Consider the following 25,581-nt stretch of genomic DNA (forward strand, 5'->3'; position numbering starts at 1 on the left):
GGAAGCGGGCATGAACCTGACCCTCAAGATCTGGCGCCAGAACGGCTCGTCGGATCGCGGACGGATGGTGACCTACGAGGTCCAGGACGTCTCACCGGACATGTCCTTCCTGGAGATGCTCGACGTCCTGAACGAGCGGCTGACCCTCGAGGGCGACGACCCCGTCGCCTTCGACCACGACTGCCGCGAGGGCATCTGCGGCATGTGCGGCATGGTCATCAACGGCGTCGCCCACGGTGAGCAGCGCGCGACGACGACCTGCCAGCTGCACATGCGGCACTTCGAGGACGGCGCCACCGTCACGATCGAGCCCTGGCGTGCGGCGCCGTTCCCCGTGGTCAAGGACCTCGTGGTGGACAGGTCCTCCTTCGACCGGATCATCCAGGCGGGCGGGTTCATCTCCGTTCCCGCGGGGTCCGCGCCCGACGCGCACGCCGTGCCGGTGCCCAAGGACGACGCGGACGCGGCGTTCGACGCGGCCACCTGCATCGGGTGCGGCGCCTGCGTGGCCGCCTGCCCGAACGGCTCGGCCTCGCTCTTCACGGCCGCCAAGATCACTCACTTGGGCCTGCTCCCGCAGGGGCAGCCCGAGCGGGCCGCGCGGGCGAAGGCCATGGTCGAGCAGATGGACGCCGAGGGCTTCGGCGGTTGCACCAATACGGGGGAGTGCACCGCGGTGTGCCCGAAGGGCATCCCGTTGGACGCGATCGCCCGGATGAACGCCGACTATCTCAAGACCGCGTCGAAGTAGGGCGCGCAATCCTGTGCCGATGTGGTGGACGTCGCCGAGAGGCGTCCGCCGCATCGGCGTCTCCCGGTTCGGCGTCTCCAATACCGGTGTCACCAGCACCGGCGTCTCCCGTACCGCCGTCGGGTCGCGCCCGGCGCGCCAGTGGCCGGGCTCCTACCGGGGTGAGGGCCCCATCTCGGCGCGGATCTCCACACGAAGGGTCGGAAGGTCGATGCCGGCGTCGGCGAGGATCCTGGCGCCGAGGCCTTCTCCCTCGCGGAGCAGGCCGAGCAGGATGTGGCCGTCGCGGATGTCGCGGCTCTTGAGCGCGAGTGCCTCGCGCAGGGCCAGTTCGAGGGTCTTCTTGGCCCGTGGCGTGAAGGGGATGCCGCGACCGCTGACCAGGGCGCCCCGCCGGTCCCTGCTCGGATGGCGGTCGAGGGCTCCCGGCCCGAAGACGGCTTCGACCTTCTCGCGTACCGCCGCCAGATCGATGCCGATGGAGTCCAGGGCGTCCGCGTCGAGATCGCCGGCCGGCAGGGTGCCGAGAACGCGCACCACCGCCGCGGAGGCCTGCTCGTGGTCCAGGCCGTGCCTGTTGACGAGCCGCGCGGACACGGTGTCCGGCTGCTCCAGGATGCCGAGGAGAAGGTGCTCGGTCCCGATGTGGTTGTGCCGGAGGCTCCGGGCGTTCCCCTGCGCGAGCTTGATCACTTGCCGGGCCTCGTCGGTGAATCGTTCGAACATCGTCTACTTCTCCCGCCTCATCAGTCCCCGTCCGCCCGCGTACTTCTTGTGGACCGCCTGCCGCGTGACGCCCAGCAGGAGCGCGATGTCCTGCCAGGACCACCCCGCGTTGCGGGCGTTGTCCACCTGCAGTGCTTCCAGCCGCTCGACCAGCAGCCGCAGGGCCCGTACGGCCCGCAGCCCTGTGGCCGGGTCGCGGCTGCCGGCGTCGTTGGCCAGCTGTGCCGTGTCGCTCATGCCGTAAACCTAAGTTGACAATCCTCTCCCTGTCAACCTCGGTTGACGACAGAAAACCATTTGCCCGGTGACCTGCGATCTTGCGAGCCTAGAATGACCATGATTTCCTTGCCTGTCGCCGATCCCGGCACTCCAGACGCCCGCAGTCCCATCCGGTACCTGTGGTGGGTGGCGCGTGTCCAGAAGTGGCCGCTGCTCGTCGGCATCGGCCTGGCGATCCTGTGGTGGCTGGCGCAGGCGCTCGTCCCCGCCGCACTGGGCCGGGCGATCGACGCGCTGGCCGATGGCCGTACGAACGTCCTGGTGCAGTGGTCGGCCGCGATCTTCGGCCTGGGCGTGATCCAGGCGGTGGCGGGCGTCCTGCGGCACCGGTTCGCGGTGCTCACCTGGCTCGGGGCGTCCTACCGGACGGTCCAGGTCACCACCCGCCAGGCGACCCGGCTGGGCGCGACGCTGCCGAAGCGCCTGTCGACCGGCGAGGTCGTCAGCGTCGGCAACTCCGACATCGCCCACATCGGCAACGCAATGGAGATCCTGCTCCGCGGCACGGGCGCGTTCGTCGCGGTCGGCACAGTGACGGTGATCCTGCTGTCCACGTCTCCGCCCCTGGGACTGGTCGTGCTCATCGGCGTGCCGCTGATGGTCGGGGCCGTGGGCCCGCTGCTCAGGCCGCTCCACAACAGGCAGCACGCGCAGCGCGACCTGCAGGGCGACCTGGCGACCCGCGCCTCCGACATCGTCGGCGGCCTGAGGGTCCTGCGGGGGATCGGCGGAGAGGAGCTCTTCTCGGCCCGGTACCGCGAGGAGTCGCAGAAGGTCCGGCGGGCCGGCGTGCGGGTGGCCTCGGTCGAGTCGGCGCTGGAGGGCGCGCAGATCCTGTTGCCCGGCGTGCTCATCGCCGCCGTCACCTGGCTGGGCGCGCACTTCGCATTGGACGGGCGGATTAGCCCAGGTCAGCTCGTCGCGTTCTACGCCTACGCCGCATTCCTGATCGCACCGCTCCGGACGCTCACGGAGGCCGCCGACAGGCTGACCAAGGGACACGTGGCCGCCCGTCGCGTCTGCCGGATCCTGTCGCTGGACCCCGAGATCCAGGACGGCACGGGCACGTTGCCCGCCGACGCCGCGTCCGACGTCCTGGTGGACGGCGAGTCCGGCGTCGCCGTACGGCCGGGCAGGCTCACCGCGCTCGTCACGGCCGTGCCCGAGGAGGCGGCGGCGATCGCCGACCGGCTGGGACGTTACGCGCCCGGCGAGGTGACGCTCGGTGACGTCTCCTTGGAAGAGCTGCCGATCGACGAGGTCAGACGGCACATCCTGGTCGCCGACAACGCCTCCCGGCTGTTCACCGGCCGCCTGCGCGACGAGCTCGACGTGCGGGGCACGGCGACCGACGACGACGTACGGCTGGCCCTGCACGCCGCCTGCGCCGACGACATCGTCGAGTCGTTGCCCGACGGCCTCGACGCCCATGTCGCCGAGGCGGGCCGGGAGTTCTCCGGCGGGCAGCAGCAGCGGCTGCGGCTCGCCCGGGCGCTGGCGGCCGATCCGGACGTGCTGGTCCTGATCGAGCCGACCAGCGCGGTCGACGCCCACACCGAGGCGCGCATCGCCGACCGGCTCGGCGCGGCCCGCGCGGGCCGCACCACGCTGGTCTGCACCACCAGTCCGCTCGTCCTCGACCGTGCGGATCTGGTCCTGTTCGTCGAGGACGGCAAGGTCCGGGCCGAGGGCGCACATCGGGAGCTGCTTCAAGTGGAGCCCGGCTACTCGGCCACCGTCACGAGAGGGGAGGGCTGACCATGGCAGGCCGGATTCTGCCGGTCGCCGACCGCGCGCAGGTGCGTGCCTACGCGCGGCGGCTGACCCTGAAGTATCCGAAGGAACTCGGACTGGCGCTGTCCCTGCACGCCCTCGCGGCGATCTCGGGCCTCGCCTCGCCGCGGCTGCTGGGCGAGCTGGTCCAGGCCGTCGCCGACGGGTCCGGCGACGTCCACGTGGACACGATCGCGCTGGCCATCGCGGGATTCGTCGTCGTGCAGGCCGTCCTGGTGCGGTTGGCGGTCTACGCGTCCTCGCGCCTCGGCGAGAAGGTGCTGGCAGAACTCCGCGAGGACTTCGTCGACCAGGTGCTCGCCCTGCCGCTGTCGACGGTGGAGCGAGCCGGCTCCGGCGACCTCATCACGCGCACGTCGCGGGACGTGGACGCCCTGTCCAGGTCCGTACGGCACGCCGTCCCCGAGACGCTGATCGCGGTCGTCACGTGCGTGTTCGCCCTGGGCGCGCTGCTGCTCGTCGGCCCGGTCATGGCGGTGCCCTCCCTGGTGGCGGTCCCCGTGTTGTGGATCTCCACCAGGTGGTACCTGAAGCGGGCCAGGGACGGATACCTCCGCGAGAACGCCGCCTACGCGGACATGACCGAAGGTCTGTCCGAAACCGTCGAGGGCGCCAGGACCGTCGAGGCCCTGGGCATCCAGAAGCGCCGCCACCAGCGGACGGACGGCGACATCTCGCGGTCTTTCGCGGCGGAGCGCTACACCCTCGGCCTGCGGATGGTCTGGTTCCCGTCCGTCGAGATCGGCTATGTGATCCCCGTCGTGGCGACCCTGCTGCTGGGAGGGCTGTTCCACGCCGAGGGCTGGGTCTCCCTCGCCCAGGTCACCGCGGCCACGCTGTACGTGCAGCAGCTGATCGACCCGCTCGACCGGGTGTTGTCGTGGATGGACGAGCTCCAGGTCGGCGGGGCGTCCATGGCCCGGCTGCTGGGCGTGGTCAACGTGCCGGACGACCGTGTCGCCGGAGACACGCGGCCGGACGGCGAGGAGCTGAAGGCGACCGGCGTGACCTACGCCTACCGCGAGGGTCACGACGTGCTGCACGGCATCGACCTCGACGTCCGGGCGGGGGAGCGGCTCGCCATGGTCGGCCCGTCAGGCGCGGGCAAGTCCACGCTCGGACGCCTGCTCGCGGGCATCCACGGCCCCAGGACCGGCTCCGTCACCGTCGGCGACGTCGAGCTCGTCGAACTGCCGCTCGACGAGCTGCGGGGCCACGTGGCGCTCGTCACGCAGGAACACCACGTGTTCCGCGGGACGCTTCGCGACAACGTGCTGATCGGGCGGCCGAACGCGACGGACGACGAGGTCCGCAGGGCGCTGGAGGCCGTGGACGCCTGGGACTGGGCCGAGGCCCTCGACGAGGGCCTCGACACGATCGTCGGGTCGGGCGGCGAGGCCGTCTCCCCGGCCCAGGCGCAGCAGCTCGCCCTCGCGAGGCTCGTCCTGGCCGATCCGCACACGCTGGTGCTCGACGAGGCCACCTCGTTGATCGACCCGCGGGCGGCCCGGCACCTGGAGCGTTCGCTGGCCGCCGTCCTGGACGGCCGCACGGTGATCGCGATCGCGCACCGGCTCTACACCGCCCACGACGCCGACCGCGTGGCCGTCGTGGAGGACGGACGCGTGAGCGAGCTCGGCTCCCACGACGAACTCGTCGCGGCCGGCGGGGCGTACGCCGCGCTGTGGGACAGCTGGCACGGCAAGGGCCGCTGAGAACGACCGAGGGCGGCCGGCCCCGCGACGATCGCGGGACCGGCCGCCCTCAGGCCGTTCGTCCGGCTCAGTCCCGGCGGAACTCCCCGCCGAGCGAACTGGTGAGGAACTGCAGCTGGAGCAGCAGCAGGTTCTCCGCCACGACCTCCTGCGGGGTCATGTGGGTGACTCCGGACAGGGGCAGGACGGTGTGCGGCCGGCCCGCCGCCAGCAGGGCCGAGGACAACCTGAGCGTGTGCGCCGCGACCACGTTGTCGTCGGCCAGGCCGTGCACCAGCAGGAGCGGCCGCTCGAGCTTCTCCGCGTCGCCGATCAGCGACGACGCCTCGTAGTGGCCCTCGTCGGGGTGGCCGAGGTAACGCTCGGTGTAGCAGGTGTCGTAGAGCCGCCAGTCGGTGACGGGGGCTCCGGCGACGGCGGCGTGGAAGACGTCGGGCCTGCGGAGCACCGCGAGGGCCGCCAGGTAACCGCCGAACGACCAGCCCCTGATCGCCACCCGCGACAGGTCGAGGTCGTCGGGATGCAGCGCGGCCACCCCCTGGAGGGCGTCCACCTGGTCCTCGAGCGCCAGAGACAGGTCGTGCAGCACCTCGCGCTCGAACGCGGGGCCGCGTCCGGGCGTGCCCCTGCCGTCGGAGACCACCACGGCGAAGCCCTGCTCGGCCCACCACTGGGGCTCCAGGAACATCCGCCCGGCGGCGAGGACCCGCTGTGCGTGCGGCCCGCCGTACGGGTCCATCAGGACCGGCAGGCGGCGGGAGCCCGGGATGTGCCAGGACGGCAGCAGGACGGCGGTGGACAGGCCGCGCGATCCCGCGCGCACGAGTGAGACCCGCGGTTCGAGGCCGGGCCGCTCGGCGACCGAGGCGATGGGCGCCGAGGCGCCGTCGCGGCCCACGACCGTCACCGACATGCCCTCGGCCTGGACGCTCTGCCGCAGGATGACGGTGACGCCGCCGGAGAGACGGCCGGAGTGCACGCCGGGCTCGGTGGTCACCGGGCGGAGCGAGCCGCCCGAGTAGGTCCACAGCTGGATCTCGGTGGGCTCCGTCGAGGCCGTGAACAGGACGGTGTCGCCGTCGACGTCGAGCACCGCCCGCACCTGCAACGACGGTGGCGTCACCGGCTCCTCGCCGATGAACAGGCGATGCCCGCCCTCGGCGACCGTCACCCAGACGAGGCGCCCGTCGGACAGGCGGCCGGGCACGCCGGGGACGATGTCCAGCCAGGCCGGGTCGGTGTCCTCCCTGACGAGCTCCGTCGCGCCGGTCGAGGTGTCGACGGAGAACAGGCGCCTGGTCCGCTGGTCACGCGAGAGCGTGACGATGTCCGCGCCGTGCCCGTTCCAGGAGGCCGTCACCAGATACTCCTGCTCGAACGGCACCTCGACCCGGGAGCCGTCGAGGCCGAGCACGAACAGCGAGACCTCCGCGTTGGCCGTGCCGGCGGCAGGATAGCGCTGCGCCGTCGCGGGGCGGTCGGGGTTCGCCGGGTCGGCGATGTGCCACAACCCGACCGGCGACTCGTCGACGCGCGCGGCCAGCAGGCGGTCGCCGGACGGGGCCCACCAGTAGCCGCGCATGCGGTCCATCTCCTCGGCGGCGATGAACTCCGCCAGGCCGTAGGCGATCTCGTCGCCCTCGGGCGCGGCCAGCACCAGGTCCTCACCCGTCGCCACGTCCTGGACGTGCAGGGCGCCCGCCGTGACGTAGGCCACCCGGGTCCCGTCGGGGTTCAGCCGGGGGTCGATCACCGCGCCCGGGGTCGTGAGCCGGCGCACGGCACCTGTGGCGATGTCGGCCAGGTGGAGCTCGCCGGACAGCGCGAAGACGGCCAGCCGCACCTCGCGGTCCGTCGCGTAGGCGACCACGCCGCCGGCCGACTCCCTCGACCTCTCGCGGCGGGCCCGCTCCTCCGCGGGCAGGTCCTCGTCGGCGGCCCCCAGCGAGAGCGGGTCGACGACCAGGCGCTCGACCCCCGTGGCGGCGTCGAGCTCCCACAGGCACGTGACCGGATCCGTGCCCGACTTCGTCCGGAGGAAGACGACCCGGCCGCCTTCCGGAGAGACCGTGAAACCACGGGGGATTCCGAGGGTGAACCGGCGGGTCCTGGCATACAACCGTGGGAAGCTCTCAGTCATAGCCCCACATACTGTCAGCTGGCTCGACGGTCAGGGCGATGACCTAGGCTCGGAGGCATGACTGATCGGCGCCTGCTGCTCGTCCACGCCCATCCCGACGACGAATCGATCGGCACGGGAGCGACGATGGCCAGATACGTGGCCGAGGGTGCCCATGTCACGCTGGTCACCTGCACGCTCGGCGAGGAGGGGGAGATCATCCCGCCAGAGCTCGCCCACCACGCGGCCGAACGCGACGACACCCTCGGGCAGTACCGCATCGGCGAGCTCGCCGCGGCCTGCAAGGCGCTCGGCGTCACCGATCACCGGTTCCTCGGCGGCGCGGGCCGCTGGCGCGACTCGGGGATGATGGGCGCCGCGACCAACGACCGCCCCGGCTGCTTCTGGCGCGCGGATCTCGACGAGGCCGCGGCCGAGCTCGTGACCGTGATCCGCCAGGTCCGGCCGCAGGTCCTGGTCACCTACGACGAGAACGGCTTCTACGGGCACCCCGACCACATCCAGGCCCATCGGGTGGCCTGGCGGGCCTTCCAGCTCGCGGCGGACTCCCGCCATCCGGGCGGCGACCCGTGGCGGATCGCGAAGTTCTACTACACGGCGATGCCCAAGTCGGTGATGAGGCGGACGGCCGAGGCGATGCGCGACGCCGACGTGGAGTTCTGGAACGTCGACTCCGACGACATGCCCTTCGGCTGCGCGGACGGGGACGTCACGACGGAGATCGACGCCCGGCCCCACGTGGAGGAGAAGCTCGACGCCATGCGTGCGCACGCCTCCCAGATCGCCGTCGACGCCCCGTGGTTCGCGCTCTCGAACAAGATCGGACAGCAGGTCCTCGGCGTGGAGCACTTCATCCTGCGCGCCGGGGTCCCCGGGCCGTCCGGCGCCGGCGCGCCCTATGAGGCCGGCGGCATCGGTGAGCCGTACAACCGCGAGGACGACCTGTTCGCGGGCATCCGCTAACCTCTGCGGCATGACAGCGGTGACGGGCGCGGCCTACGGGATGTTGTTCCTGCTGGGCCTCGTGCTGGGCGTCGTCGGCGGGTTCGAGCACTCCTGGTATGCCGGAAGTGTGCCGATCGCCGCGCTGGGATGGCTCCTGATCCTGTTCGCCGTGCCGTACGCCATGGGCAGGCTGATGGGCGGCAGGCTCGGGGCCACGGCGCCGGCGCTGGGCTGGCTCGTGTCGTCGTTCCTGCTCGCCACCCGGCAGCCCGCGGGAGACCTGGCCATCGCCGGGGACTCGGCCGGGTACTGGTACCTCTACGGCGGAGCCGTCGCCGTCGCGGCCGCCATCATGGTCACCCGCTCCAGCGGGTCGTGGCTGCTGAAGTCGCCAGGCGGCACCTGAGACAGGTGCTTTACCTCGGGGCGGCCTTCGCCGATTCTGAGGTCATGCGGCGATGGCACCGAACCCGGCAGGTGATCAACTACGTCAACCTCTCCACCCCGGCCGGCCTGCTCATCGCACTGATCGGCGGTGCGCGGCCGCGCAGGGGCGAGCAGGGGCTGATCTTCGCCCACGGGTACCGCATCCCCTTCCCCGTCGCGGGGGCGTTCACGGTGGGCAACGTGGTCCTCACCAAGAACGCCGACGGCTACCTCAGCGGCAGGCTGCTCGACCACGAGGCCCGGCACGCCAGCCAATACGTGGCGTGCGTCGGTCTCCCCATGATCGTGCTGTACCTCGTCGCCTCGGGCGTGTCCTACGCCCTCTGCGGGAATCCCGCGTCGTGGAACGCCTTCGAGCGGCTGGCCGGCCTGGACGACGGCGGCTACCCCCACAAGGACGTCCGGTGGCGCCGATCACGAGAGGGACGATCCGGTCATGACGTTCACGACCGCTGACCTGTTCGACGCCCACGGCGACGCGCTGAGCAGCTGCGTCACCCAGTTCCGCTCGTACGGCTCCCGCACGCGGTTCTCCGGGGAGATCGAGACGGTTCGCTGCCTGGAGGACAACGCGCTCGTGAAACAGGTGCTCGGGACGCCCGGAGAGGGGCGGGTCCTCGTCGTGGACGGCGGCGGATCCTTGCGGACGGCCCTGCTGGGCGACCTCATCGCGGCGTCCGCCGTACGGAACGGATGGTCGGGCGTGATCATCAACGGCGCGGTCAGGGACACGGTGGCGCTGGCCGGGCTCGAACTCGGCGTCAAGGCCCTCGGGTCCAACCCGCGCAGAAGCGCGAAGGAGGGGCGGGGCGAGGCGGGCGTCCCCGTGACCTTCGGCGAAGTGACGTTCGCGCCGGGCGATTGGCTCTACAGCGACGAGGACGGCGTGGTCGTGAGCGCTCAGAGGGTCCAGGACTGACCGGTCGGGGTGTCGGCGACCTTCACGCCGAGATCGGCCAGATCGTCGCGGAGCCGGTCGGAGGCGGCCCAGTCGCCTCCCGTCTGCGCACGCTCGCGCGCCCGCAGAAGCTCCCCCGCGCCGGGCGGGAGCGTGGGGACCTTCCCGATGTCGATCGACAGGTCGAGGCCGAGCACGTGGTCGAAGAGGAGGAACGTCTCGAACCGGGAGCCCGGCGTCACGCCGTCGTCGTCCTCGAGGTCGTGCAGGAGCCCCAGCGCCCGCGGCATGTCGAGGTCGTCGTCGAGCGCCTGCTGGACCGCCGCCGCCCGGTCGGCATCGATGGGACGGCTCGGCGACTCGGCCCAGTCGGCCACCCGCCGCCGCCAGCGCCGGAGAGTCCTGGCCGCCGTCCGGAGGCCCTCCCGGGTGAGGTCGGCCTGCTCCCGGTAGTGCCACCCCATGAGCGCGAGCCGTACGGCCAGCGGGTCGAGGCCCTCCTCCGTCACGGAGGACAGGAGCACCGGGTCCGGCCCGTCCGCCTGCCTGCCCTCGAAGAGCAGGCGCCCACCGTGAAGCCAGGGGGCGGTCGTCTCCCTGCCGGTGGCCGCGCCCGACTCGGCGCGCACGCCCTCGCGATGGCCGGCGTCGCCGCCGGCGTAGAGGTCGACGCGCCCGCCGAGATGCCGCAGGGACAGGGCCGAGCAGCCGACGTGGGGGCCGGGGGCGCCGGGGCCCCAGGGAGAGTCCCAGGCGGGCACGGCGGCCGTCCACAGCGGCCGCTGGGGGTCCGCGTCGAAGTACACCGACCCGTCGGGCGCGGGACGGGCCCGGCCCTGCTCGATCAGCCGGGTGATCAGTTCGATCACCGCGTCGACGTTCTCCGACTCCCGCGGGGTGTGCTCCGGGGTGCGGATGTTCAGGGCGAGCGCGTCGGCGCGGAAGGTGTCCTCGTAGAGCGGCGCGGGCGGTTTGCCGTCGAGGAGGCTTGCCGCCTCGCCGTGGCCGCTCACGTCGGCGACGCTCCGGCAGGCGATCACCCGTGGCCCCCGTCGCTCCGCCACCCGCCTGACCAGATCGGCGAGCAGGAGCGAGCGGAGGTCCCCGATGTGGGCGTATCGGTGGGCGGGGGGCCCGCAGACGTACATCCGCAGGACCCGCGAACCCGTGGCCACCACCGGATCCATCCGCCCGGCGCGCGTGTCGTAGACCCGGAGCATGCTCCTGAGCCTAGGCGAGGAAGCCGAGGATGTCCCGGTCCCCCCGTTCCCTGAGACGCTCGAGCACCTCTTCGCGGGCCGCGCCCTCGGGCAGGCCGATGCGGGAGCCGATGAGCCGGACGCCCTCCGCGTCGGACGCCACGGGGGCCGTGTAGCCGATGAGGTGCAGGGCCCGGTTGAGCGGCGGGAGCCCGGCCGCCGAGGCCGGGAGGAAGCGGGTCAGCAGCTCGCCGCCGTCGGAGACGGTGATGAAGACGTGGTCGCCGTCCGAGGCGTTGTAATCGACCAGCACCGGCCTGATCGAGCCCATGGTCGGCTGGTTGTGCCAGCTGATCACCACGTCGCCCGCCGGTGTGGAGGTGGTCAGCTGCCCCCCGGGCGCCATCCCCAGGTGGGCGGCGAAACCGGTCGGCAGCGGGGACCCCGACCCGCGCAGATGCTCGGCGTTGATGTCGACGCGGTGCCACCAGCGGCCGTCGCGGCTGCGGAAGGACCGCCGGGTCATCGAGACGTCCTTGCGCGGATGGTACGGCTCCGCCTGCTCCGGCCCGGCGACCCGGATCCAGCCGCGCTGGGTGCGCTCGAACCCCGGCCCGCCCGCGTACGCGCGGACCGAGCTCTCGCTCACCTCGTATCGCGACGTCAGGTTGCCGACGATCGTGTTGACCGACGCCTCGCCGCCCGCCCGTTCGATCTCTCGGGCGATCATCTCGCGGATGCCGAGGTACTCCTCGCCGCCGCCCCAGCGCCGCAGGCCGTACTTGTTGCGGTCGAGGCGGACGAAGCGTTCGTCCGAGGCGAGCTGGTTGCGGACGCCGACGACGCTGTGGTCCTCGCCGATCCGCTCCTGGATCTCCTCGGGGCTCAGGGGTGCGCCCGCGACGGCCAGCACCGCCTCCGCCTTGTCGTTGACGCCGCGCGGCCACAGGACCACGTGTCCCTCCAGCACCCGCAGGTGGGGGACGGAGGCGAGCCATCGCTCGGCCAGATCCTCGCGGACGCCGAGCTGGGAGACCAGGGAGACGGACTCCTCCAGCTTCCGCGGGCCGTCCGAGAACAGCTGCCGGGTCTTCTCCCGCATCTCCTCCGCGCCTCCGGCGACCAGCCAGCCGTCACCCTGCTCGTAGCCGGTGAGCAGGGTGCGGACGAAGCGCCACGCGGGGATCGCGAGAGTGGCCAGCTCCGTCCGGTGCCACGGCGCTGCGCCGGCGAGCTCGTCCGCGGGCGCGGCGGAACCGAGCCGGGTGTGCAACCAGGACAGATGCGTGTTGAGAGGCGCGGCCTCCTGACCGGCCAGCCAGCTCAGGACGTGCTCGCGGAGATCGCGCTCGATCTGCCTGATCCGCTCACGGGTGACGGAGAACCTCTGGGCCAGTTCGTCGAGCGTCGCCCGCTGCGCGGTCTGGGTGGGGTTCTGCGACGCGTCGAAGTACAGCCGATCCCTCGCGATGGCCCGCTGCCGGTCGTCGAGCCGGGCGAAGAGCCGGTCGATGATCTCGGGCAGCGCGCCGGTCGAGGGGTCGTCCGACGGCTCGGTCTCCAGCAGCTTGTCGAGCACCCCGGTGAAGAGCCCGTGCACGCTGTCACGCGAGCCCGGCGTCTTGAGACAGTCCGCGGGGTCGGTGAATCTGAGCAGCGGCAGGATGTCGCCGAGGACGAGATGCTCCCAGCAGGCGCTGGTGAGGTCGGTGAGGCGGGACGCGACCTGCGCGGTTCCCACCAGGGCACAGGCCCGGTCGAGCGGAAGCGACTGCCACCAGGCGTCGGGAAGGCCGGGATCGCTCGCGATCGGCTCCACCTGGCTCGGCGCGGTCCAGCGCAGGGGGGGCACGATGTCGCTCAGGCTCAGATTCAATGCAGGTCCAACCGGCAAGGGGAATATATCCGCAGTTCAGGGTAGGGGATCAGCCAGGCAGGAAGGGACTCGCCCGGCCGGAATAGGACACATACAGCAGCTCGCCGGCCCGCGTGCACGCCACGTAGAGCAACCCCCGTTCTCGTTGCAGGTCGTGGGCCCGGGCTGTGGGGTCTTCCGAGGCCGGGGTCAGCGCGTCGGGCGCCGGCACGATTCCGTCAGCCACGCCTATCACGGCCACCCTGCGAAATTCCAGCCCTTTCATCCCATGCAGCATCGTGACTTTCACTGTTATCCCTGCGTCACGCAGGGCCGTCCGGGCCGCCTTCACCAACTCGGCGGTCCGAGCGGCGACGGCGATGTCCTGCGTCGGCACGCCTTCCTCCATCCACTCGGAGACATGCGAGATCAGCCCGGCGATCTCGGCCTCGGGGCTGACGTACCCCAGGACCGTCGGGCGCGCCCCGTTCCGCACGGCGCGGAAGCCGTACAGGTCGGCGATTCCGTCGACGAGCCCGTCAGCGGGTCCTCCGCCGCGAAGCCGGACGCCCCAGGAAAGGATCTCCCGTGGAAGACGATAGGAGATCTTCAGTTGAAACCGGCGGGCGGGGATGCCGACGTTCGCCAGCGCGACGCGGGTGTCGAACATGCGCTGGTGGGGGTCGCCCACGATGAACAGGTCGTCCTGCGCCACGGGAACGGCCGCCCGCAGCAGACGCCACTGCGCCGGGTGCAGGTCCTGTGCCTCGTCCACCACGATGTGCCGGTACGGCTCCAGCCCCGGGGCCTCCTGACCGAGCAGGTCGCCCGTCGACTGCCCGAGCAGCGCCGCCGCCTCGGAGGCGAGTTGGAGGAGCGTGCGGCGGCCCGACTCCCTCAGCCGGTCGACGACGTGCCGGACGGCCTCCCACACCACGACCCGGCTCTCCGGGCCGAGTTCCACGCTCCGGCCCGGGCGGCTCGCGGTCTGGTACTCCTCCAGCGTGCGGAGGTTCTGGGCGAGGATGACCTGCTCCCACTCCCGCAGCAGGAACGCGGCCCCGAAGCGGCTGCCCGCCGCCTCCTCCCAGAGCGTGGCCAGATCTCCGGCGCCGACGAGGGCGGGCGGACGTCCCTCCGCCTCCGCGACGATCCGGTGGGCGAGCCGGTCGACGTTGCCGACCTCGACCCGCTTGCGCTCGACCTCGTCCTCGATGATCAGGTCGAGCCGCGCGGACAACTCGGTGGCCAGGCCCTGGGAGAACGTCACGAGCATGACGGCGCCGGCGCCGGCGCGGGCGAGATGGGCCGCCCGGTGCAGGGCGATGATCGTCTTGCCGGTGCCCGCGCCCCCCGTCACCAGCACGGGTTCGTGGTAGCCGGCCCAGTTCGCGTAGGTGTGCTGCGGTGGATACAGGAACGTGCACCAGTGCGGCAGGGCCATGATCCGGTCGAGCTCGTCGCGTTCGGCCGCGAACGCCGCGAGGTGGGGGCTGCGACGCAGCGCGGCCGCCAGGTCGCCGGTGTCGATCACGCCGGGCTCCGAGGAACGGCAGGCGTCGAGCTCGCGCCAGGCCTCGGTGAGGGTGCCGCCACGGGCGAGCGCCGACAGGGGGGCGAACTGGCTTTCCGGCAGCAGGGGCTCCAGCGCCTCGAAATGGGACTCGGTGGTCATCAGGCGCAGCAGGCGGAGCAACTGCTGGTCGACGCCGATCTCGAGCAGGTCGGTGTCGCAGAACTGGGAGAACAACCGCCGTTTCGACCGCTGGGCCGACCTTCGCAGTGCGGGCTCGACGCGTTCCAGTGCCTCGGCGTCCCAGGTCTCGATCACCCCGATGGCGGGGTTGACCCCGAACCTGTGGCGCTGCGCGTACGCCCATGCCGCCGCGTCGGGCAGCACCGTGACCAGCCAGTACGTGTCGCCCTGGCGTAAGGCGACGGCCCGGTGGCGATCGGCCAGGCGCAGCGTGGTCACCCGGTGGTCGCGGCTGTTGCGCACCCGCTCCGGATGCGGCGCAGAGGGGGAGTTGCCGAGGAATCGGCGGACCGCGACTACGGCGTCCCGGCGCACCGGCCGGGCCAGGGTGCTGAGCTCCCTGGTGAACTCCGGGGAGATCGCGAGCCGGGGCACCGTGCTAGTCCAGTAAGGAGATGAGGTCGCGGTCGCCTCGTTCGCGGAGCCGGGTGAGGAGCTCGGGCCTTCCCGCCGGCCCGCTGAGGCCGATCCTCGTCGCGATCACTCGTACGGCCTGGTCGGGGGTTCCCCCCGGAGCGGTGTACCCGACCAGGCGCAACGCCTGCGAGGTCGGGTCGCCGCCGTTGGACGCGGACAGGTGCCGCACCCGCAGCATGCCCTCGTCGGAGATGGTCAGGAAGACGTGGCTGCCCTCCTTGGCGGCCACCTCGGTGAGGATCCGCTGCAGTGAGCCGAAGCCGGGGCGCGACGCCCAGGTCAGTTCCACGTCCCCGGCGGCGCTCCGCGCCGGACGGTTCTCCCCTGGCTTGAGGCCGAGATAGGCGGCGAAACCGGTCGGCATGGGCACCTCGGCGCCCTGGATGTGTTCGCCGGTGACGTCCACCCGCAGCCACCAGCGTCCGTCAGGCTGGCGGAAACACCTCCGGGTGAGGGCCACGTCCTTGAGCTGGCCCGGAGGCTTCGCCGTCGTCGCGCCGTTCGCGGAGCGGGGCACGCCGTTGGTGCTCCTCTTGCCGCTCTGGATGCTCAGCTGCGGGACGTTCTCCAGCCATTCCTTGGCCACGTCCGGGTGGATGCCGAGGGAGGAGACCAGCTCCAGCGCCCGGGCGACGGTCGGGCGCTCGGCGTTCAGGATCAGGCCGCGGGTCCGCTCGTGCAGATCGGCGAGGTCTCCCGCCACCAGCCAGTCGCCCGAGACCTGGTAGCCGGGCAGGGTCGCCACCACGAAGTGCCAGGCGGGCACGTCGAGTGAGCGCAGTTCCTCCTTGTGCCACTCGGCCGCCGCGATCAGCCTGCTCTTGGGCGCCGCGACCCCCAGTTCGCCGGAGAGCCAGGCCAGATGCGCCTTGTACGGCGCGGCCTCCGGCTTGTCGAGCCATTCGGCCAGCCAGAGGCGCAGAGTGGTCTCCAGCGCCTGGAGGACGTCAGGGGAGACGGCGAGGAGCTTGCCCAGCTCCTCGACGGCCGAAGGCGAGTCCGTGAAGACCCGGTTCTGGGCGACCATCCAGGTCCGGTCGTCCATGTCGGAGAACGCCCCGTCGATCAGCGCGGGGAAGTCGACGTCGCTCTGCGGCGCACGCGGGGCCGGAACCTCGGGCGCCGGCCTGAGGTGCCTGACCGCGCCGTGGGCCGGGCGCGCCCTGACGGGGGCCGGCTCGGGGACCTCGCCGGGTGCGGCCAGGGACGGCGCCAGCTTGGCGAACACGGCGGTGAACAGGGCGGTCAGGACCGGCCGGGCCTTGATGAAGGGCTGGTCGGTGAGCTCACGGCCGGACAGGGTCAGCAGGCCCACCCAGGAGCCGGCCCGGTCGAGCGCGATCGCGACCTGGGGGTCGTCGGCCTCGTCGGGGTCGAGCACGTAGAGCGCGGGCAGGACGTCACCCACCGCGGCGGCCGGCCAGTGCTCCAGCGCCAGATCCGTGATCAGCTCGCCGAGGGCGTCGGGGTCCATGACACCGAGCACCCGCTCCATGGGCAGGCTGCGCCACCAGGCGTCCGGCAGCTCGCCCTGCTCGCTCAGGACTCCGATGCGGGAGGCGTCACTCCAGCGCAGCGGTGGCACGAGGTCACTCAGGCAGAAGTTCATGCTTTCCCCATCACTCCGTCGGACCAGACCATAGTCTGACAAATCCCCATTCGATGGGGCACTGCGTCAGGGACGAACGGCGGCGAAACGCAGCCGGACGTAGTCGGCCATCCACCCGGACTCCCTGCGCAGGGCAGGGGCGGCGAGCTCGTTGACCCGCAGCAGCAGCGGCTCCACGGTCGCGAGCGGCACACCGTCCAGCAGCGAGCCGGCGAACAGTCGCACCCAGTCCGCGGCGCCGTTCGGACAGTCGTCGAGCGGCGTCGGGCGGTCGAAGTATTCCAGGATCCGGACGGTGAAGCCCCCCTGCTCCAGGCGCCGGGCGTACTCGGCCGGGCTGGGAAAGTACCAGGGAAGCTCGGGCTCGCGCAGGCCGTACTCCCGCCAGGCGGTCAGCATGGCGGAGGTGAGCGCCGCGCAGTTGCCGGCGCCGCCGAGCTCCGCCACGAACCGCCCGCCAGGGCGCAGGGCCATGCGAACACACGCGATCACCGCCTCGGGGTCACGGCTCATCCAGTGCAGCGCGGCGTTGGAGAACACCGCGTCGTACGGCTGGGCCACCGTGAAATCGTGACCGTCGCCGACGGCGAAGTCCAGCCCGGGATGCTGGGAGATGGCCGTCTCGATCATCGAGTGGGAGCCGTCGATCCCGAGGACCTCGGCGCCGCGGGCGGCGATGTCGGCCGTGAGCACGCCGGTCCCGCAGCCGAGGTCGAGCACGCGCTCACCCGGCTGGGGATCGAGCAGCTCCACGAGCGGCGCTCCGTGCGCGGAGACGTAGCCGAAGGAGCTGTCGTACGCACGAGCGTTCCATCTCGTGAGATTGGGGGTTTCGTACCGCAAGATCAGCTCGCATTCTGAGTCATTCAGATAGCGACACACTTTACGGCTTCAGATGCCCTTGCGAGTTGTGCATGCTTAGCCCACCGCTTGTGACCAATGTGTCTTGAGGTAGGACTTGGCCTCATCCTGCTGCGGGATCGTGAGAATGACGGGGGTTCCGGTCGCCGCGGGAAGCTTGGCGGCGGCGGTCTTGTCGAGCGTTCCGCGCATCTCCATGGCCTCCGTCCTGGTCGGACGGGCGTAGGCCTTGAGGTAGAGGTTCTGACCCTCGTCGGACAGCAGGAACTCCTCCCACAGCCGCGCGGCGGCCGGATGCGGGGCGTCCTTGCTGATGGCCTGCACGTAGTACGACGCGAGGACCGCGTCACGCGGGATCGTCACCTGCCAGGCGGGCTTGTCGTTGCGGGCGGAGGCCTCGGCCCTGGCGGTATTGAGGTAGTCCCAGTCGACGACGGAGGCGGCCCGCTCGGGCTGGCTCAGCATTCCGGCGCGCTTGATCCTGGAGAACAGGTCCACGCCGCGCGCGGCGTCGACCTTGCCGTCGTTGAGCGAGGCGGCCATGACGCCGCTGAAGGCGGAGGCGGTCCGCAGGGGATCGCCGGGCAGCGCCACGGAGACTCCGGGCTTGACCAGCGCCGCGTAGGACGCGGGAGCCGAGACCTTCCTGGGGTCGTAGCCGATCGACATGTAGCCGCCGTAGGCGCCGTACCAGAGGCCCTTGGCGTCCTTCAGCCGATCGGGGATGTCGCCCCAGCCGGTGACCTTGTAGGGCGCGAACCGCTTCGCGTTCGCGACCGCGACGTCGAGGCTCAGGTCGAACACGTCGGGGGCGTCCTTGGATCCGCGCAGGCGGGTCGCCGCGTCGATCTCCTGCTGACTGTTCGCGTCAGGGGAGGTCCCGATGACCTTGATGCCGTACTTGTCGGAGAAGCGGTCGATGATGTCCGCGTAGTTCATCCAACCGCGCGGCAGGCCCACGACGGTCAGCGTGCCCTCCCGCTTGGCGGCCTCCACCAGCCTGTCCATGGTGGAGAACCCGTCCTTCATACTCGTCCCCATCGGATTGACCGGCGGGAGTTCCTTGCCGCCCTCCGACGGCGCGGAGCACGCGGCCGCCACGGAGACGAGCATCACCACTACAGCACTGGCACGTATGGTCACGCTACGTATATTCCGTGTTGCTCAGCCGCCGGTCGAGGAGGCACGCGGGGGAGAAGCCACGATCTTGGCCGCGACCATGGAGTTCTCGGCGATCTCGACCGTCGTGCCGTCCCGCTTGCGAAGGATGAGCACGCCGCCGGTCCACGACTCCAACACGCCGACCGCGTCACGGAAACCACCGGTGTCGACGCGGCGCACCGTCACCCGTTGCCCCACATCGCCGGGGGTGATGGCCACAACCAGCCTGGCTCCGAACTGAGGGCTCATGATGATTGGCCCCCTCCTGTTCCGGCTACTAGACAGGCACCGCAATACTAGGGCGTAGCAACCGCGGTCGAGCCGTGCAACCCAGAAGGAGCCCGAGGTGACGTACGTCATCGCGCAGCCTTGCGTGGATGTCCTGGACAAGGCGTGCATCGAGGAGTGCCCCGTCGATTGCATCTACGAGGGCGAGCGCATGCTCTACATCCACCCCGACGAGTGCGTGGACTGCGGGGCCTGCGAACCGGTGTGCCCGGTAGAGGCGATCTTCTATGAGGACGACCTTCCCGACCAGTGGAAGGACTTCTACAAGGCCAACGTCGAGTTCTTCGACGAGCTCGGGTCGCCCGGCGGCGCCTCGAAGGTCGGGAAGATCGAGAAGGACCACGCCGTCGTCGCCGCGCTCCCGCCGCAGGCCGAGGACCACTGAGTGCGGGCCCGTCCGCTGACCGGGGTGATCTCTTGATCGCCTTGCCGGACTTCCCGTGGGATCGGCTGGCGCCGTACAAGGAGCTCGCCCAGGCTCACGCGGACGGGATCGCCGACCTGTCGGTCGGCACGCCCGTCGACCCGGTGCCCGCCGTCGCCCGCAAGGCGCTCGCCGCGGCAGCCGACAGCCCCGGATATCCCCAGACCCACGGCACCGCGCGGCTGCGCGAGGCCGCCGCGGGGTGGCTGCGGCGCAGGCACGGGGTCACGGTAGACCCGGCCGACGTGCTGCCGACGATCGGCTCCAAGGAACTGGTGGCCTGGCTGCCGACGCTCCTGGGAGCCGGACGCGGGGATCGCGTGGTCATCCCCGAACTGGCCTATCCCACCTATGACGTCGGCGCCCGCCTGGCGGGCGCCGAGCCGTACGCGGTGGACGGCCTCGTCGCGGTCGGCCCTGAGCGCGTGCCGCTCGTCTGGGTCAACTCGCCGTCCAACCCGACGGGCAGGGTGCTGCCCGCCGAGCACCTGCGCAAGGTCGTCGCCTGGGCGCGCGAGCGCGGTGCGGTGGTGGCCTCGGACGAGTGCTACCTCGAACTCGGCTGGGAGGACCATCCGGTCTCCGTGCTGCACCCCGACGTCTGCGGCGGCTCGCACGAGGGGATCCTCGCGGTCCACTCGTTGTCCAAGCGGTCCAACCTCGCGGGCTATCGGGCCGGGTTCGTCGCCGGCGACCCCGTCCTGGTGAAGCGGCTCCTGGAGGTGCGCAAGCACGCGGGCATGATGGTCTCCGCCCCGGTCCAGGCCGCGATGGCCGCGGTCCTGGACGACGACGAGCACGCCGACGAGCAGCGGGGGCGGTACGCCCGGCGCCGTGAGGTCCTGCGCCCGGCGCTCGAGCGGGCGGGCTGGCGGATCGACCACTCCACGGCCGGCCTCTATCTGTGGGCCACCGACGGCACCGACTGCTGGGATCAGGTTCGCGGGCTGGCCGAAAAAGGCATTTTGGTGGCACCGGGTGACTTCTACGGAGCCGCAGGTCGCGCCCACGTACGCGTCGCCCTTACGGCCACCGATGAACGGATCGATGCGGTGGTGCGCCGCCTCCAGTAGGATCGCGCGGCATGACGGCAGCGGTCGTGCTCGTGTTGGGTGTCGCCACACTGGTCGTCGTCCTGGGTGCGTTCGTCGTGACGGCCCGGCAGGGCCGGGTTCCCGCTCCGATGCCGCCCCTGCCGCCGGAGCAGCCCGAGGCCGCGCCCGTCCGCGTTCCGGCCGCCGCGGCCGACTACTTCGACCCCAGGACGATCAAGGTCGGGGACACCGTTCACATCCAGGGCGTGAAGTCCCGGGCCATCGGCGCGCTGCACCTATCGAGGCAGGGCGACCAGTGGACGGAGTACCTCCTCGACGAGGGCGTCCGGCGCTACCAGTGGCTCTCGGTCGAGGAGCGGCGCGGTCCCGCGGACGGCGAGCCTCTCCACCTCGAGGTCATGTTGTGGACTCAGGTGCCGACGCAGGGGATGGTCCCGGCCAAGCACATGCTGATCATGGAGGGTGTGGAGTTCTTCCCCATCGAGCGAGGCACGGTGGCCTTCCGCTCCGAGGGGATGACGGGCCAGCCCGACCGGGGGCTTCTCGACTTCGCCCACTACCGGGCCGCCGACGGCCGGCTGCTGTCGTTCGAGCGCGTCCAGGGCGGCCAGTGGTCGGCCTTCTACACCCGCCCGCTGACGCCGGGTTCGATCCGCGTGGAGCGGCTCCCCTGATCGCCCGGTAGTTTCTGGGGGGTGACTCGGCGTCGTTCCCGCGTAGGCCTGACCGTTCTGATCATCGTCGTCCTGATCCTGGGGGGCCTCGGGTACGGCGTCTATCACCTGATCAAGAAGGCCCAGCCGTTCGCCTTGGGCGAACACTGCCTGGTGACGACATCGGACGGCACGCTGGACCTCGACATCGAGCAGGCGCAGATCGCCGCCACGATCGCGGCGGTCGCCGCACGCAGGAAGCTGCCGGACCGCGCCCTGCAGATCGCCTACGTGACCGCCATCCAGGAGTCGAAGCTGGCCAACCTGCCGTTCGGCGACCTGGACTCGGTGGGGGTCTTCCAGCAGCGGCCCTCCCAGGGATGGGGCACGGTCGAGCAGCTCAACGATCCCGTTTACGCGACCAAGAAGTTCTTCGCGGCGCTGGAGAAGGTCAAGCACTACAAGACCCTGCCTCTCCACGAGGCGGCGCAGGCCGTCCAGCGTTCGGCCGACGGCTCCGCGTACGCGCAGCACGAGCCGTCCGCGAAGATCCTCACCGGCGCCTTCACCGGTCGAGTCCCCAAGGCCGTCCACTGCTGGTACCCCCCGGCGGACAAGCCGGTCACACCGCAGCCGAAGGAGGCGCGAAAGCAACTCGTCCGCGCCCTCGGCGACGACTCCTCGGCCGACCACGGGTGGCTCATCGCCGAGTGGTACGTCTCCAACGCGCAGAAGTACGGCCTGCGTGAGGTGCACTACGGCGGAATGACCTGGACCGCGGAGGCGGGGCACGACGGCTGGCTGAAGGACGATGCCAAGGCGTCCGGCGCGGTGCGCATCGCCTAGGCTCAGGGGGCATGCGGCTGGACCTTGGACAGGACGTCGGAGCGCTGACGGCGCGCCTTGTGGACATCGAGTCGGTCAGCGGGGGTGAGAAGGCCCTCGCCGACGCCATCGAGGAGGCACTGTCCCCGCTGGACCACCTCACCGTGGTCCGCGACGGGCAGAACATCGTGGCCCGCACGACGCTCGGGCGCGCGGAGCGCGTCGTGATCGCCGGGCACATCGACACCGTCCCCGTCGCGGCCAACCTGCCCAGCCGCGTCGACGGCGACCTGCTCTACGGCTGCGGCACCTCGGACATGAAGAGCGGCCTGGCCGTCCAGCTCAAGCTGGCCCTGCTGGAAGACCCGAACAAGGACCTGACCTTCGTCTTCTACGACTGCGAGGAGATCGAGGCGGAGCGCAGCGGCCTGCTGCGCCTCACCCGTGAGCACCCCGAGTGGCTCGCCGGCGACTTCGCCGTCGTCATGGAGCCGACGGACGGGCTGATCGAGGGCGGCTGCCAGGGGACGCTGCGGGCCGACGTGGTCGTGCGGGGGGCCAGGGCGCACAGCGCGCGATCCTGGGAGGGCGTCAACGCCATCCACGGGATCAAGCCGGTCATCGACATCCTCAGCGTCTATGAGACCAGGCGTCCCGTGGTCGACGGCCTGCGCTACCACGAGGGCCTCAACGCCGTGGGCATCCGCGGCGGGGTGGCGGGGAACGTGATCCCCGACGAGTGCGTCGTGACCGTCAACTACCGCTTCGCCCCCGACCTGACTGTCGAGCAGGCCTTCGACCACGTCAGGGAGCAGTTCGGCGGCTTCGAGGTGCGGCTCGTGGACGGTGCGCCGGGAGCCAGGCCCGGGCTCACCCATCCGGTGGCCGCGGCGTTCGCCGAGGCCATCGGCGGCACGCCGCGGGCCAAGCTCGGCTGGACCGACGTGGCCCGGTTCTCAGCCCTCGGCATGCCCGCCGTCAACTGCGGTCCCGGGAACCCCAACCTCGCCCACACCAGCGGCGAGCACGTGAGCCTGACGATGATCGCAGAGACCGAGCGACGGATGCTCGACTGGCTGGGCTCACCGCGCTGATCGACTCCGTCAGCGGCCGGTCGTGACCTCGGTGAGCATCGATTCCGTGGTGAAGGTGCCCTCCCGGCGGATGGTGTGCCAGCGCAGGCGCACTCCCAGCACGGCCGTCGCCACCGACTGGATCACCACCAGGTACATGAGCTGCCGGTAGACGAACTGCTGGAGCGGAAGCACCCACAGAGCGGACGCCGGCTCGTGGTCGAGCCGGAGCGCATACCATCCGCTGAGCGCCTGAGCGGTGACGAAGCCGACCCACACGGCCACCACGGGCAGGGGGTCCGCGACGGCCAGGCTGTACACCGCCATGATGTCCACGACGGGAGCCAGCAGCGGAAGGATCACCTGGAAGAGCGTGAGATAGCCCAGGCAACGGCGTCCGAAGGAGCCGCGCTCCACGACCGCCCCGCGATGCTTCCACATCGCCTGCAGCGTGCCGTAGCACCACCGGTAACGCTGGCGCCAGAGTTGACCGAGGGATGTGGGCGCCTCGGTCCACGCCCGGGCGGTCTCCTCGTAGACCACCCGCCAGCCCGTGCGGCAGATCGCCATGGTGAGATCGGTGTCCTCGGCGAGAGTGTCCAGGCTGACGCCGCCGACCGACCTCAGTGCCGACCTGCGGAAGGCGCCGATGGCGCCGGGGACCGTGGCCATGCAGCCGAGCAGGTCGAACGCTCTCCGGTCGAGGTTGAACCCGATGACGTACTCGATGTGCTGCCAACGGCCGATCATGCCCCGCCGGTTGCCGACCTTCGTGTTGCCACTGACCGCGCCCACGGACGGATCGGCCAGCGGCTGGATCAGATTGCCGATGGTCGACGGTTCGAAGACCGTGTCCCCGTCGACCATGATCAGGATGTCGTGTGCCGCCTGCGTGATTCCGGTGTTCAAGGCGGACGGCTTGCCGCCGTTCGGCTGACGGATCACACGCACGCCGGGGAGGCCCAGCGATGCTGCGATCTCCGCCGTGCGGTCCGTGGAGCCGTCGTCGACGACGATGACCTCCACACGCCCCTGGTAGTCGGTCGCGACGAGGGAGCGGACGGTGGCCTCGATGCCCGCCTCTTCGTTGTAGGCGGGGACGACCACCGTGACGGGAGGCGGAGAGGGCCACCGTGCGATCCCATGGCGGCGGCGTCCGGCGTCCCTGTCCCCTCGATGCCGCCTCGCCCTGTGCGCGTGGATCCAGGCGAAGACGACGAACAGCGCCAGCCTGAGCAGGGTCAGCAACCCGGCCGCGGCGAGGATCCAGCTGAGTGATCCGGTGAATGCGGAGGAGGCCCGCTGGATGAGGATCAGGGCCTCGCCGAGCCGCCGGTCGCCCGTTGAGGCGGGCGCATGCGCCGAGGGAAGCCCGATCGCCCGAGTCAGGGTGGTGGCCGTGTAGCCCCGCTTGTCCAGGACCGACAGCAACCGGTCGACCGCCGCCACGGTCTGTGAACGGTCTCCTCCCGCGTCGTGGAACATGATTACGGCCCCAGCGTCGCGCGGGGGCAGGGATGCCCTGACGATCTGGTCCACCCCCGGACGGCTCCAGTCCTTGGAGTCGAGATCGGTCAGAGCCACCAGATAGCCCTCTGCCCCGAGCAGTCGCATCGCCGCGAACTGCTTGTCCCCCACGGCGTCCGGCGACGCGGAATACGGCATGCGGATCAGGCGGGTGTTGATGCCGGCGGTCCCCGCCAACGCCTTCTGCGTGAGCGACAACTCCAGCCGGGTTCGCCAGTCCGGTGTCGTCGTCACGTCGGCGTGCGTATACGTGTGGTTGCCGATCTCATTGCCCTGGGCGACCATGCGGCGGACGAGGTCCGGATTCTCGGCGACGTGCGCCCCGACCACGAAGAAGGTCGCGGTGGCGCCGTGCTTGCGGAGTACGTCGAGCACCTGGGGCGTCCAGCGCGGGTCGGGCCCGTCGTCGAAGGTGAGCGCCACGGTGCGCCGTGCGACGTGTACGGTCTGCGGCCGTGTTTCCGACATGTTCACCACGGGGCCGCCCGCGTGCAGCCGGTCGAGCACCGCCGAATCGCCGGTGTCGGCCGCGGGAGTGTGAGTTTCGCCGACGACGTTGTGGACGTAGCCGTTCAGAAAGAGCGCCCCGCCGGTCAGGACGGCCGCCAGGGCGACCAGGAACCAGTGGCCGCGCGGGTCGCTTCGCTTGGTCCGCCGCCCGCTCATTTCGGCCCGTGCGTCTTGTCGACCTGCCCTGGTGGGATGCCGCCGTGGCCTGGATTGCCCGCCACGGCATCGTCGGCATTGGCCGGAGGCGTCTTGCCGGGGCCGCCGGTCGCAGGCGCGGTGGCAGGGGGCCGTCGCGGCGATGAGGTCGGGGTGGCGGGCACCGGCGCCTGCGGGACCGCCGTGGGCCCGGGCGACGCAGACGGGCCGACACCGGGTGCTCGCGTGGCCGAGCCGGCAGGCGGCCGAGAGGCGGTTCCCCCGACGGCCGGTCGGTCCGGAGCCTTGCCGGGCCAGCCCAGCCCGGGCAGCTCGGTGCCACCCAGCATTCCGGTGACCACGAAGGCCAGGAGGGCCACGACGACGGCTCCGGAAGCGATCGCCGTCGCCGTGAGAATCCGGCCGCGTCGACCGCTCTGGTCCACGAACACGGCGGTGTCTTGACTGACTGGCTCATCCACGAGCCGTGATACTAGTGAGCAGACGTAAACAGTCGGGAATAGAGCGACGTTTGTGA

The 25,581-nt window shown here is 71.2% G+C and carries 24 protein-coding genes; 12 read left to right on the forward strand and 12 right to left on the reverse strand.

All coding sequences use genetic code 11. The annotated features are described in order from the left end of the window. Positions 1 to 10 precede the first annotated feature (10 nt). Complete coding sequence (locus Psi02_RS08665; RefSeq protein ID WP_203953706.1) at positions 11 to 751, forward strand: succinate dehydrogenase/fumarate reductase iron-sulfur subunit; 741 nt, start codon at positions 11 to 13, stop codon at positions 749 to 751. 153 nt (positions 752 to 904) lie between these two features. Here Psi02_RS08665 and Psi02_RS08670 read toward each other — a convergent pair whose 3' ends face one another. Continuing rightward, complete coding sequence (locus Psi02_RS08670; RefSeq protein WP_203972925.1) at positions 905 to 1,477, reverse strand: Clp protease N-terminal domain-containing protein; 573 nt, start codon at positions 1,475 to 1,477, stop codon at positions 905 to 907. A gap of 3 nt (positions 1,478 to 1,480) precedes the next feature. After that, complete coding sequence (locus Psi02_RS08675; RefSeq protein WP_203972926.1) at positions 1,481 to 1,714, reverse strand: RNA polymerase subunit sigma-70; 234 nt, start codon at positions 1,712 to 1,714, stop codon at positions 1,481 to 1,483. Positions 1,715 to 1,813: 99 nt separating this feature from the next. On the opposite strand from Psi02_RS08675, the gene Psi02_RS08680 reads away from it, so the two are divergent. Then, entirely contained in the window at positions 1,814 to 3,514 is a 1,701-nt protein-coding gene (locus tag Psi02_RS08680) for an ABC transporter ATP-binding protein (protein WP_203972927.1), read from the forward strand. A gap of 2 nt (positions 3,515 to 3,516) precedes the next feature. Continuing rightward, on the forward strand, positions 3,517 to 5,265 hold the full coding sequence (locus Psi02_RS08685; protein ID WP_203972928.1) for an ABC transporter ATP-binding protein: 1,749 nt from the start codon (positions 3,517 to 3,519) through the stop codon (positions 5,263 to 5,265). A gap of 67 nt (positions 5,266 to 5,332) precedes the next feature. Here the strand turns inward: Psi02_RS08685 and Psi02_RS08690 are convergent, their stop codons facing one another. Further along, positions 5,333 to 7,405, reverse strand: a complete 2,073-nt coding sequence (locus Psi02_RS08690) for a DPP IV N-terminal domain-containing protein (RefSeq protein WP_203972929.1) — start codon at positions 7,403 to 7,405, stop codon at positions 5,333 to 5,335. Positions 7,406 to 7,462: 57 nt separating this feature from the next. On the opposite strand from Psi02_RS08690, the gene mshB reads away from it, so the two are divergent. Genes mshB through rraA form a run of 4 tightly spaced genes read left to right on the forward strand, consistent with a single transcriptional unit; the run spans position 7,463 to position 9,716 of the window. Continuing rightward, entirely contained in the window at positions 7,463 to 8,368 is a 906-nt protein-coding gene (gene mshB, locus Psi02_RS08695) for an N-acetyl-1-D-myo-inositol-2-amino-2-deoxy-alpha-D-glucopyranoside deacetylase (protein ID WP_203972930.1), read from the forward strand. A 10-nt stretch (positions 8,369 to 8,378) separates the two neighbouring features. Beyond that, positions 8,379 to 8,756, forward strand: coding sequence for a DUF6113 family protein (locus Psi02_RS08700; protein ID WP_203972931.1), 378 nt, complete (start codon positions 8,379 to 8,381; stop codon positions 8,754 to 8,756). Between the two features lie 44 nt (positions 8,757 to 8,800). Further along, positions 8,801 to 9,253 carry a hypothetical protein gene (locus Psi02_RS08705; protein WP_203972932.1) on the forward strand — a complete coding sequence of 151 codons (453 nt, stop codon included), beginning with the start codon at positions 8,801 to 8,803 and terminating at the stop codon, positions 9,251 to 9,253. Continuing rightward, the gene (rraA, locus tag Psi02_RS08710) at positions 9,234 to 9,716 is read left to right on the forward strand and encodes a ribonuclease E activity regulator RraA (protein WP_203972933.1); all 483 of its coding nucleotides are present in this window, start codon (positions 9,234 to 9,236) and stop codon (positions 9,714 to 9,716) included. The genes Psi02_RS08705 and rraA overlap by 20 nt, the downstream gene beginning before the upstream one ends. Here the strand turns inward: rraA and Psi02_RS08715 are convergent. The 7 genes from Psi02_RS08715 to Psi02_RS08745 all read right to left on the reverse strand — a co-directional run bounded on the left by Psi02_RS08715 (position 9,698) and on the right by Psi02_RS08745 (position 18,802). Continuing rightward, positions 9,698 to 10,915 (reverse strand): CysS/YqeB C-terminal domain-containing protein, encoded by a 1,218-nt coding sequence (locus tag Psi02_RS08715; RefSeq protein WP_203972934.1) that lies wholly within the window; start codon positions 10,913 to 10,915, stop codon positions 9,698 to 9,700. The two genes, rraA and Psi02_RS08715, sit on opposite strands and share 19 nt — an antisense overlap. Before the next feature lie 10 nt (positions 10,916 to 10,925). After that, entirely contained in the window at positions 10,926 to 12,770 is a 1,845-nt protein-coding gene (locus Psi02_RS08720) for a sigma factor-like helix-turn-helix DNA-binding protein (protein ID WP_203972935.1), read from the reverse strand. Between the two features lie 49 nt (positions 12,771 to 12,819). Further along, positions 12,820 to 14,880, reverse strand: a complete 2,061-nt coding sequence (locus tag Psi02_RS08725) for a UvrD-helicase domain-containing protein (RefSeq protein ID WP_203972936.1) — start codon at positions 14,878 to 14,880, stop codon at positions 12,820 to 12,822. A gap of 4 nt (positions 14,881 to 14,884) precedes the next feature. Then, positions 14,885 to 16,531: a hypothetical protein gene (locus Psi02_RS08730; protein WP_203972937.1), complete on the reverse strand. Its 1,647-nt coding sequence runs from the start codon at positions 16,529 to 16,531 to the stop codon at positions 14,885 to 14,887. Between the two features lie 66 nt (positions 16,532 to 16,597). Beyond that, entirely contained in the window at positions 16,598 to 17,374 is a 777-nt protein-coding gene (locus tag Psi02_RS08735) for a class I SAM-dependent methyltransferase (protein ID WP_203972938.1), read from the reverse strand. Positions 17,375 to 17,449: 75 nt separating this feature from the next. Continuing rightward, positions 17,450 to 18,535 carry an ABC transporter substrate-binding protein gene (locus tag Psi02_RS08740; protein ID WP_239094720.1) on the reverse strand — a complete coding sequence of 362 codons (1,086 nt, stop codon included), beginning with the start codon at positions 18,533 to 18,535 and terminating at the stop codon, positions 17,450 to 17,452. 21 nt (positions 18,536 to 18,556) lie between these two features. Then, the gene (locus Psi02_RS08745; RefSeq protein WP_203972939.1) at positions 18,557 to 18,802 is read right to left on the reverse strand and encodes a hypothetical protein; all 246 of its coding nucleotides are present in this window, start codon (positions 18,800 to 18,802) and stop codon (positions 18,557 to 18,559) included. Positions 18,803 to 18,899: 97 nt separating this feature from the next. On the opposite strand from Psi02_RS08745, the gene fdxA reads away from it, so the two are divergent. The 5 genes from fdxA to dapE are packed head-to-tail and all read left to right on the forward strand — an operon-like array spanning position 18,900 to position 22,892. Next, positions 18,900 to 19,226, forward strand: a complete 327-nt coding sequence (gene fdxA / locus Psi02_RS08750) for a ferredoxin (RefSeq protein WP_203953690.1) — start codon at positions 18,900 to 18,902, stop codon at positions 19,224 to 19,226. A gap of 32 nt (positions 19,227 to 19,258) precedes the next feature. Further along, on the forward strand, positions 19,259 to 20,338 hold the full coding sequence (gene dapC / locus Psi02_RS08755) for a succinyldiaminopimelate transaminase (RefSeq protein WP_203972940.1): 1,080 nt from the start codon (positions 19,259 to 19,261) through the stop codon (positions 20,336 to 20,338). 11 nt (positions 20,339 to 20,349) lie between these two features. Next, positions 20,350 to 20,994, forward strand: coding sequence for a DUF4178 domain-containing protein (locus Psi02_RS08760; protein WP_203972941.1), 645 nt, complete (start codon positions 20,350 to 20,352; stop codon positions 20,992 to 20,994). A gap of 21 nt (positions 20,995 to 21,015) precedes the next feature. Further along, positions 21,016 to 21,819, forward strand: a complete 804-nt coding sequence (locus tag Psi02_RS08765; protein WP_239094721.1) for a hypothetical protein — start codon at positions 21,016 to 21,018, stop codon at positions 21,817 to 21,819. Between the two features lie 11 nt (positions 21,820 to 21,830). After that, entirely contained in the window at positions 21,831 to 22,892 is a 1,062-nt protein-coding gene (gene dapE / locus Psi02_RS08770) for a succinyl-diaminopimelate desuccinylase (RefSeq protein ID WP_203972942.1), read from the forward strand. Positions 22,893 to 22,901: 9 nt separating this feature from the next. On the opposite strand, the gene Psi02_RS08775 is transcribed toward dapE, so the two are convergent. Then, positions 22,902 to 25,064, reverse strand: coding sequence for a bifunctional polysaccharide deacetylase/glycosyltransferase family 2 protein (locus Psi02_RS08775; RefSeq protein WP_203972943.1), 2,163 nt, complete (start codon positions 25,062 to 25,064; stop codon positions 22,902 to 22,904). After that, positions 25,061 to 25,525: a hypothetical protein gene (locus tag Psi02_RS08780; protein WP_203972944.1), complete on the reverse strand. Its 465-nt coding sequence runs from the start codon at positions 25,523 to 25,525 to the stop codon at positions 25,061 to 25,063. Before Psi02_RS08780 ends, Psi02_RS08775 begins: the two co-directional genes overlap by 4 nt. Positions 25,526 to 25,581 lie beyond the last annotated feature (56 nt).

The organism is Planotetraspora silvatica, assembly GCF_016863315.1.
GTDB classification, from domain to species: Bacteria; Actinomycetota; Actinomycetes; order Streptosporangiales; family Streptosporangiaceae; genus Planotetraspora; species Planotetraspora silvatica.

Excerpts from the sequence above, each read along its gene's own strand:
- Psi02_RS08745 (WP_203972939.1), bottom strand. The coding sequence starts at position 18,802 with ATGAGCCCTCAGTTCGGAGCCAGGCTGGTTGTGGCCATCACCCCCGGC.
- rraA (WP_203972933.1), top strand. The coding sequence starts at position 9,234 with ATGACGTTCACGACCGCTGACCTGTTCGACGCCCACGGCGACGCGCTG.
- Psi02_RS08690 (WP_203972929.1), bottom strand. The coding sequence starts at position 7,405 with ATGACTGAGAGCTTCCCACGGTTGTATGCCAGGACCCGCCGGTTCACC.
- Psi02_RS08675 (WP_203972926.1), bottom strand. The coding sequence starts at position 1,714 with ATGAGCGACACGGCACAGCTGGCCAACGACGCCGGCAGCCGCGACCCG.
- Psi02_RS08715 (WP_203972934.1), bottom strand. The coding sequence starts at position 10,915 with ATGCTCCGGGTCTACGACACGCGCGCCGGGCGGATGGATCCGGTGGTG.
- Psi02_RS08775 (WP_203972943.1), bottom strand. The coding sequence starts at position 25,064 with ATGAGCGGGCGGCGGACCAAGCGAAGCGACCCGCGCGGCCACTGGTTC.
- Psi02_RS08665 (WP_203953706.1), top strand. The coding sequence starts at position 11 with ATGAACCTGACCCTCAAGATCTGGCGCCAGAACGGCTCGTCGGATCGC.
- mshB (WP_203972930.1), top strand. The coding sequence starts at position 7,463 with ATGACTGATCGGCGCCTGCTGCTCGTCCACGCCCATCCCGACGACGAA.
- Psi02_RS08760 (WP_203972941.1), top strand. The coding sequence starts at position 20,350 with ATGACGGCAGCGGTCGTGCTCGTGTTGGGTGTCGCCACACTGGTCGTC.
- Psi02_RS08670 (WP_203972925.1), bottom strand. The coding sequence starts at position 1,477 with ATGTTCGAACGATTCACCGACGAGGCCCGGCAAGTGATCAAGCTCGCG.
- Psi02_RS08685 (WP_203972928.1), top strand. The coding sequence starts at position 3,517 with ATGGCAGGCCGGATTCTGCCGGTCGCCGACCGCGCGCAGGTGCGTGCC.
- Psi02_RS08730 (WP_203972937.1), bottom strand. The coding sequence starts at position 16,531 with ATGAACTTCTGCCTGAGTGACCTCGTGCCACCGCTGCGCTGGAGTGAC.
- Psi02_RS08705 (WP_203972932.1), top strand. The coding sequence starts at position 8,801 with ATGCGGCGATGGCACCGAACCCGGCAGGTGATCAACTACGTCAACCTC.
- Psi02_RS08700 (WP_203972931.1), top strand. The coding sequence starts at position 8,379 with ATGACAGCGGTGACGGGCGCGGCCTACGGGATGTTGTTCCTGCTGGGC.
- dapE (WP_203972942.1), top strand. The coding sequence starts at position 21,831 with ATGCGGCTGGACCTTGGACAGGACGTCGGAGCGCTGACGGCGCGCCTT.
- Psi02_RS08680 (WP_203972927.1), top strand. The coding sequence starts at position 1,814 with ATGATTTCCTTGCCTGTCGCCGATCCCGGCACTCCAGACGCCCGCAGT.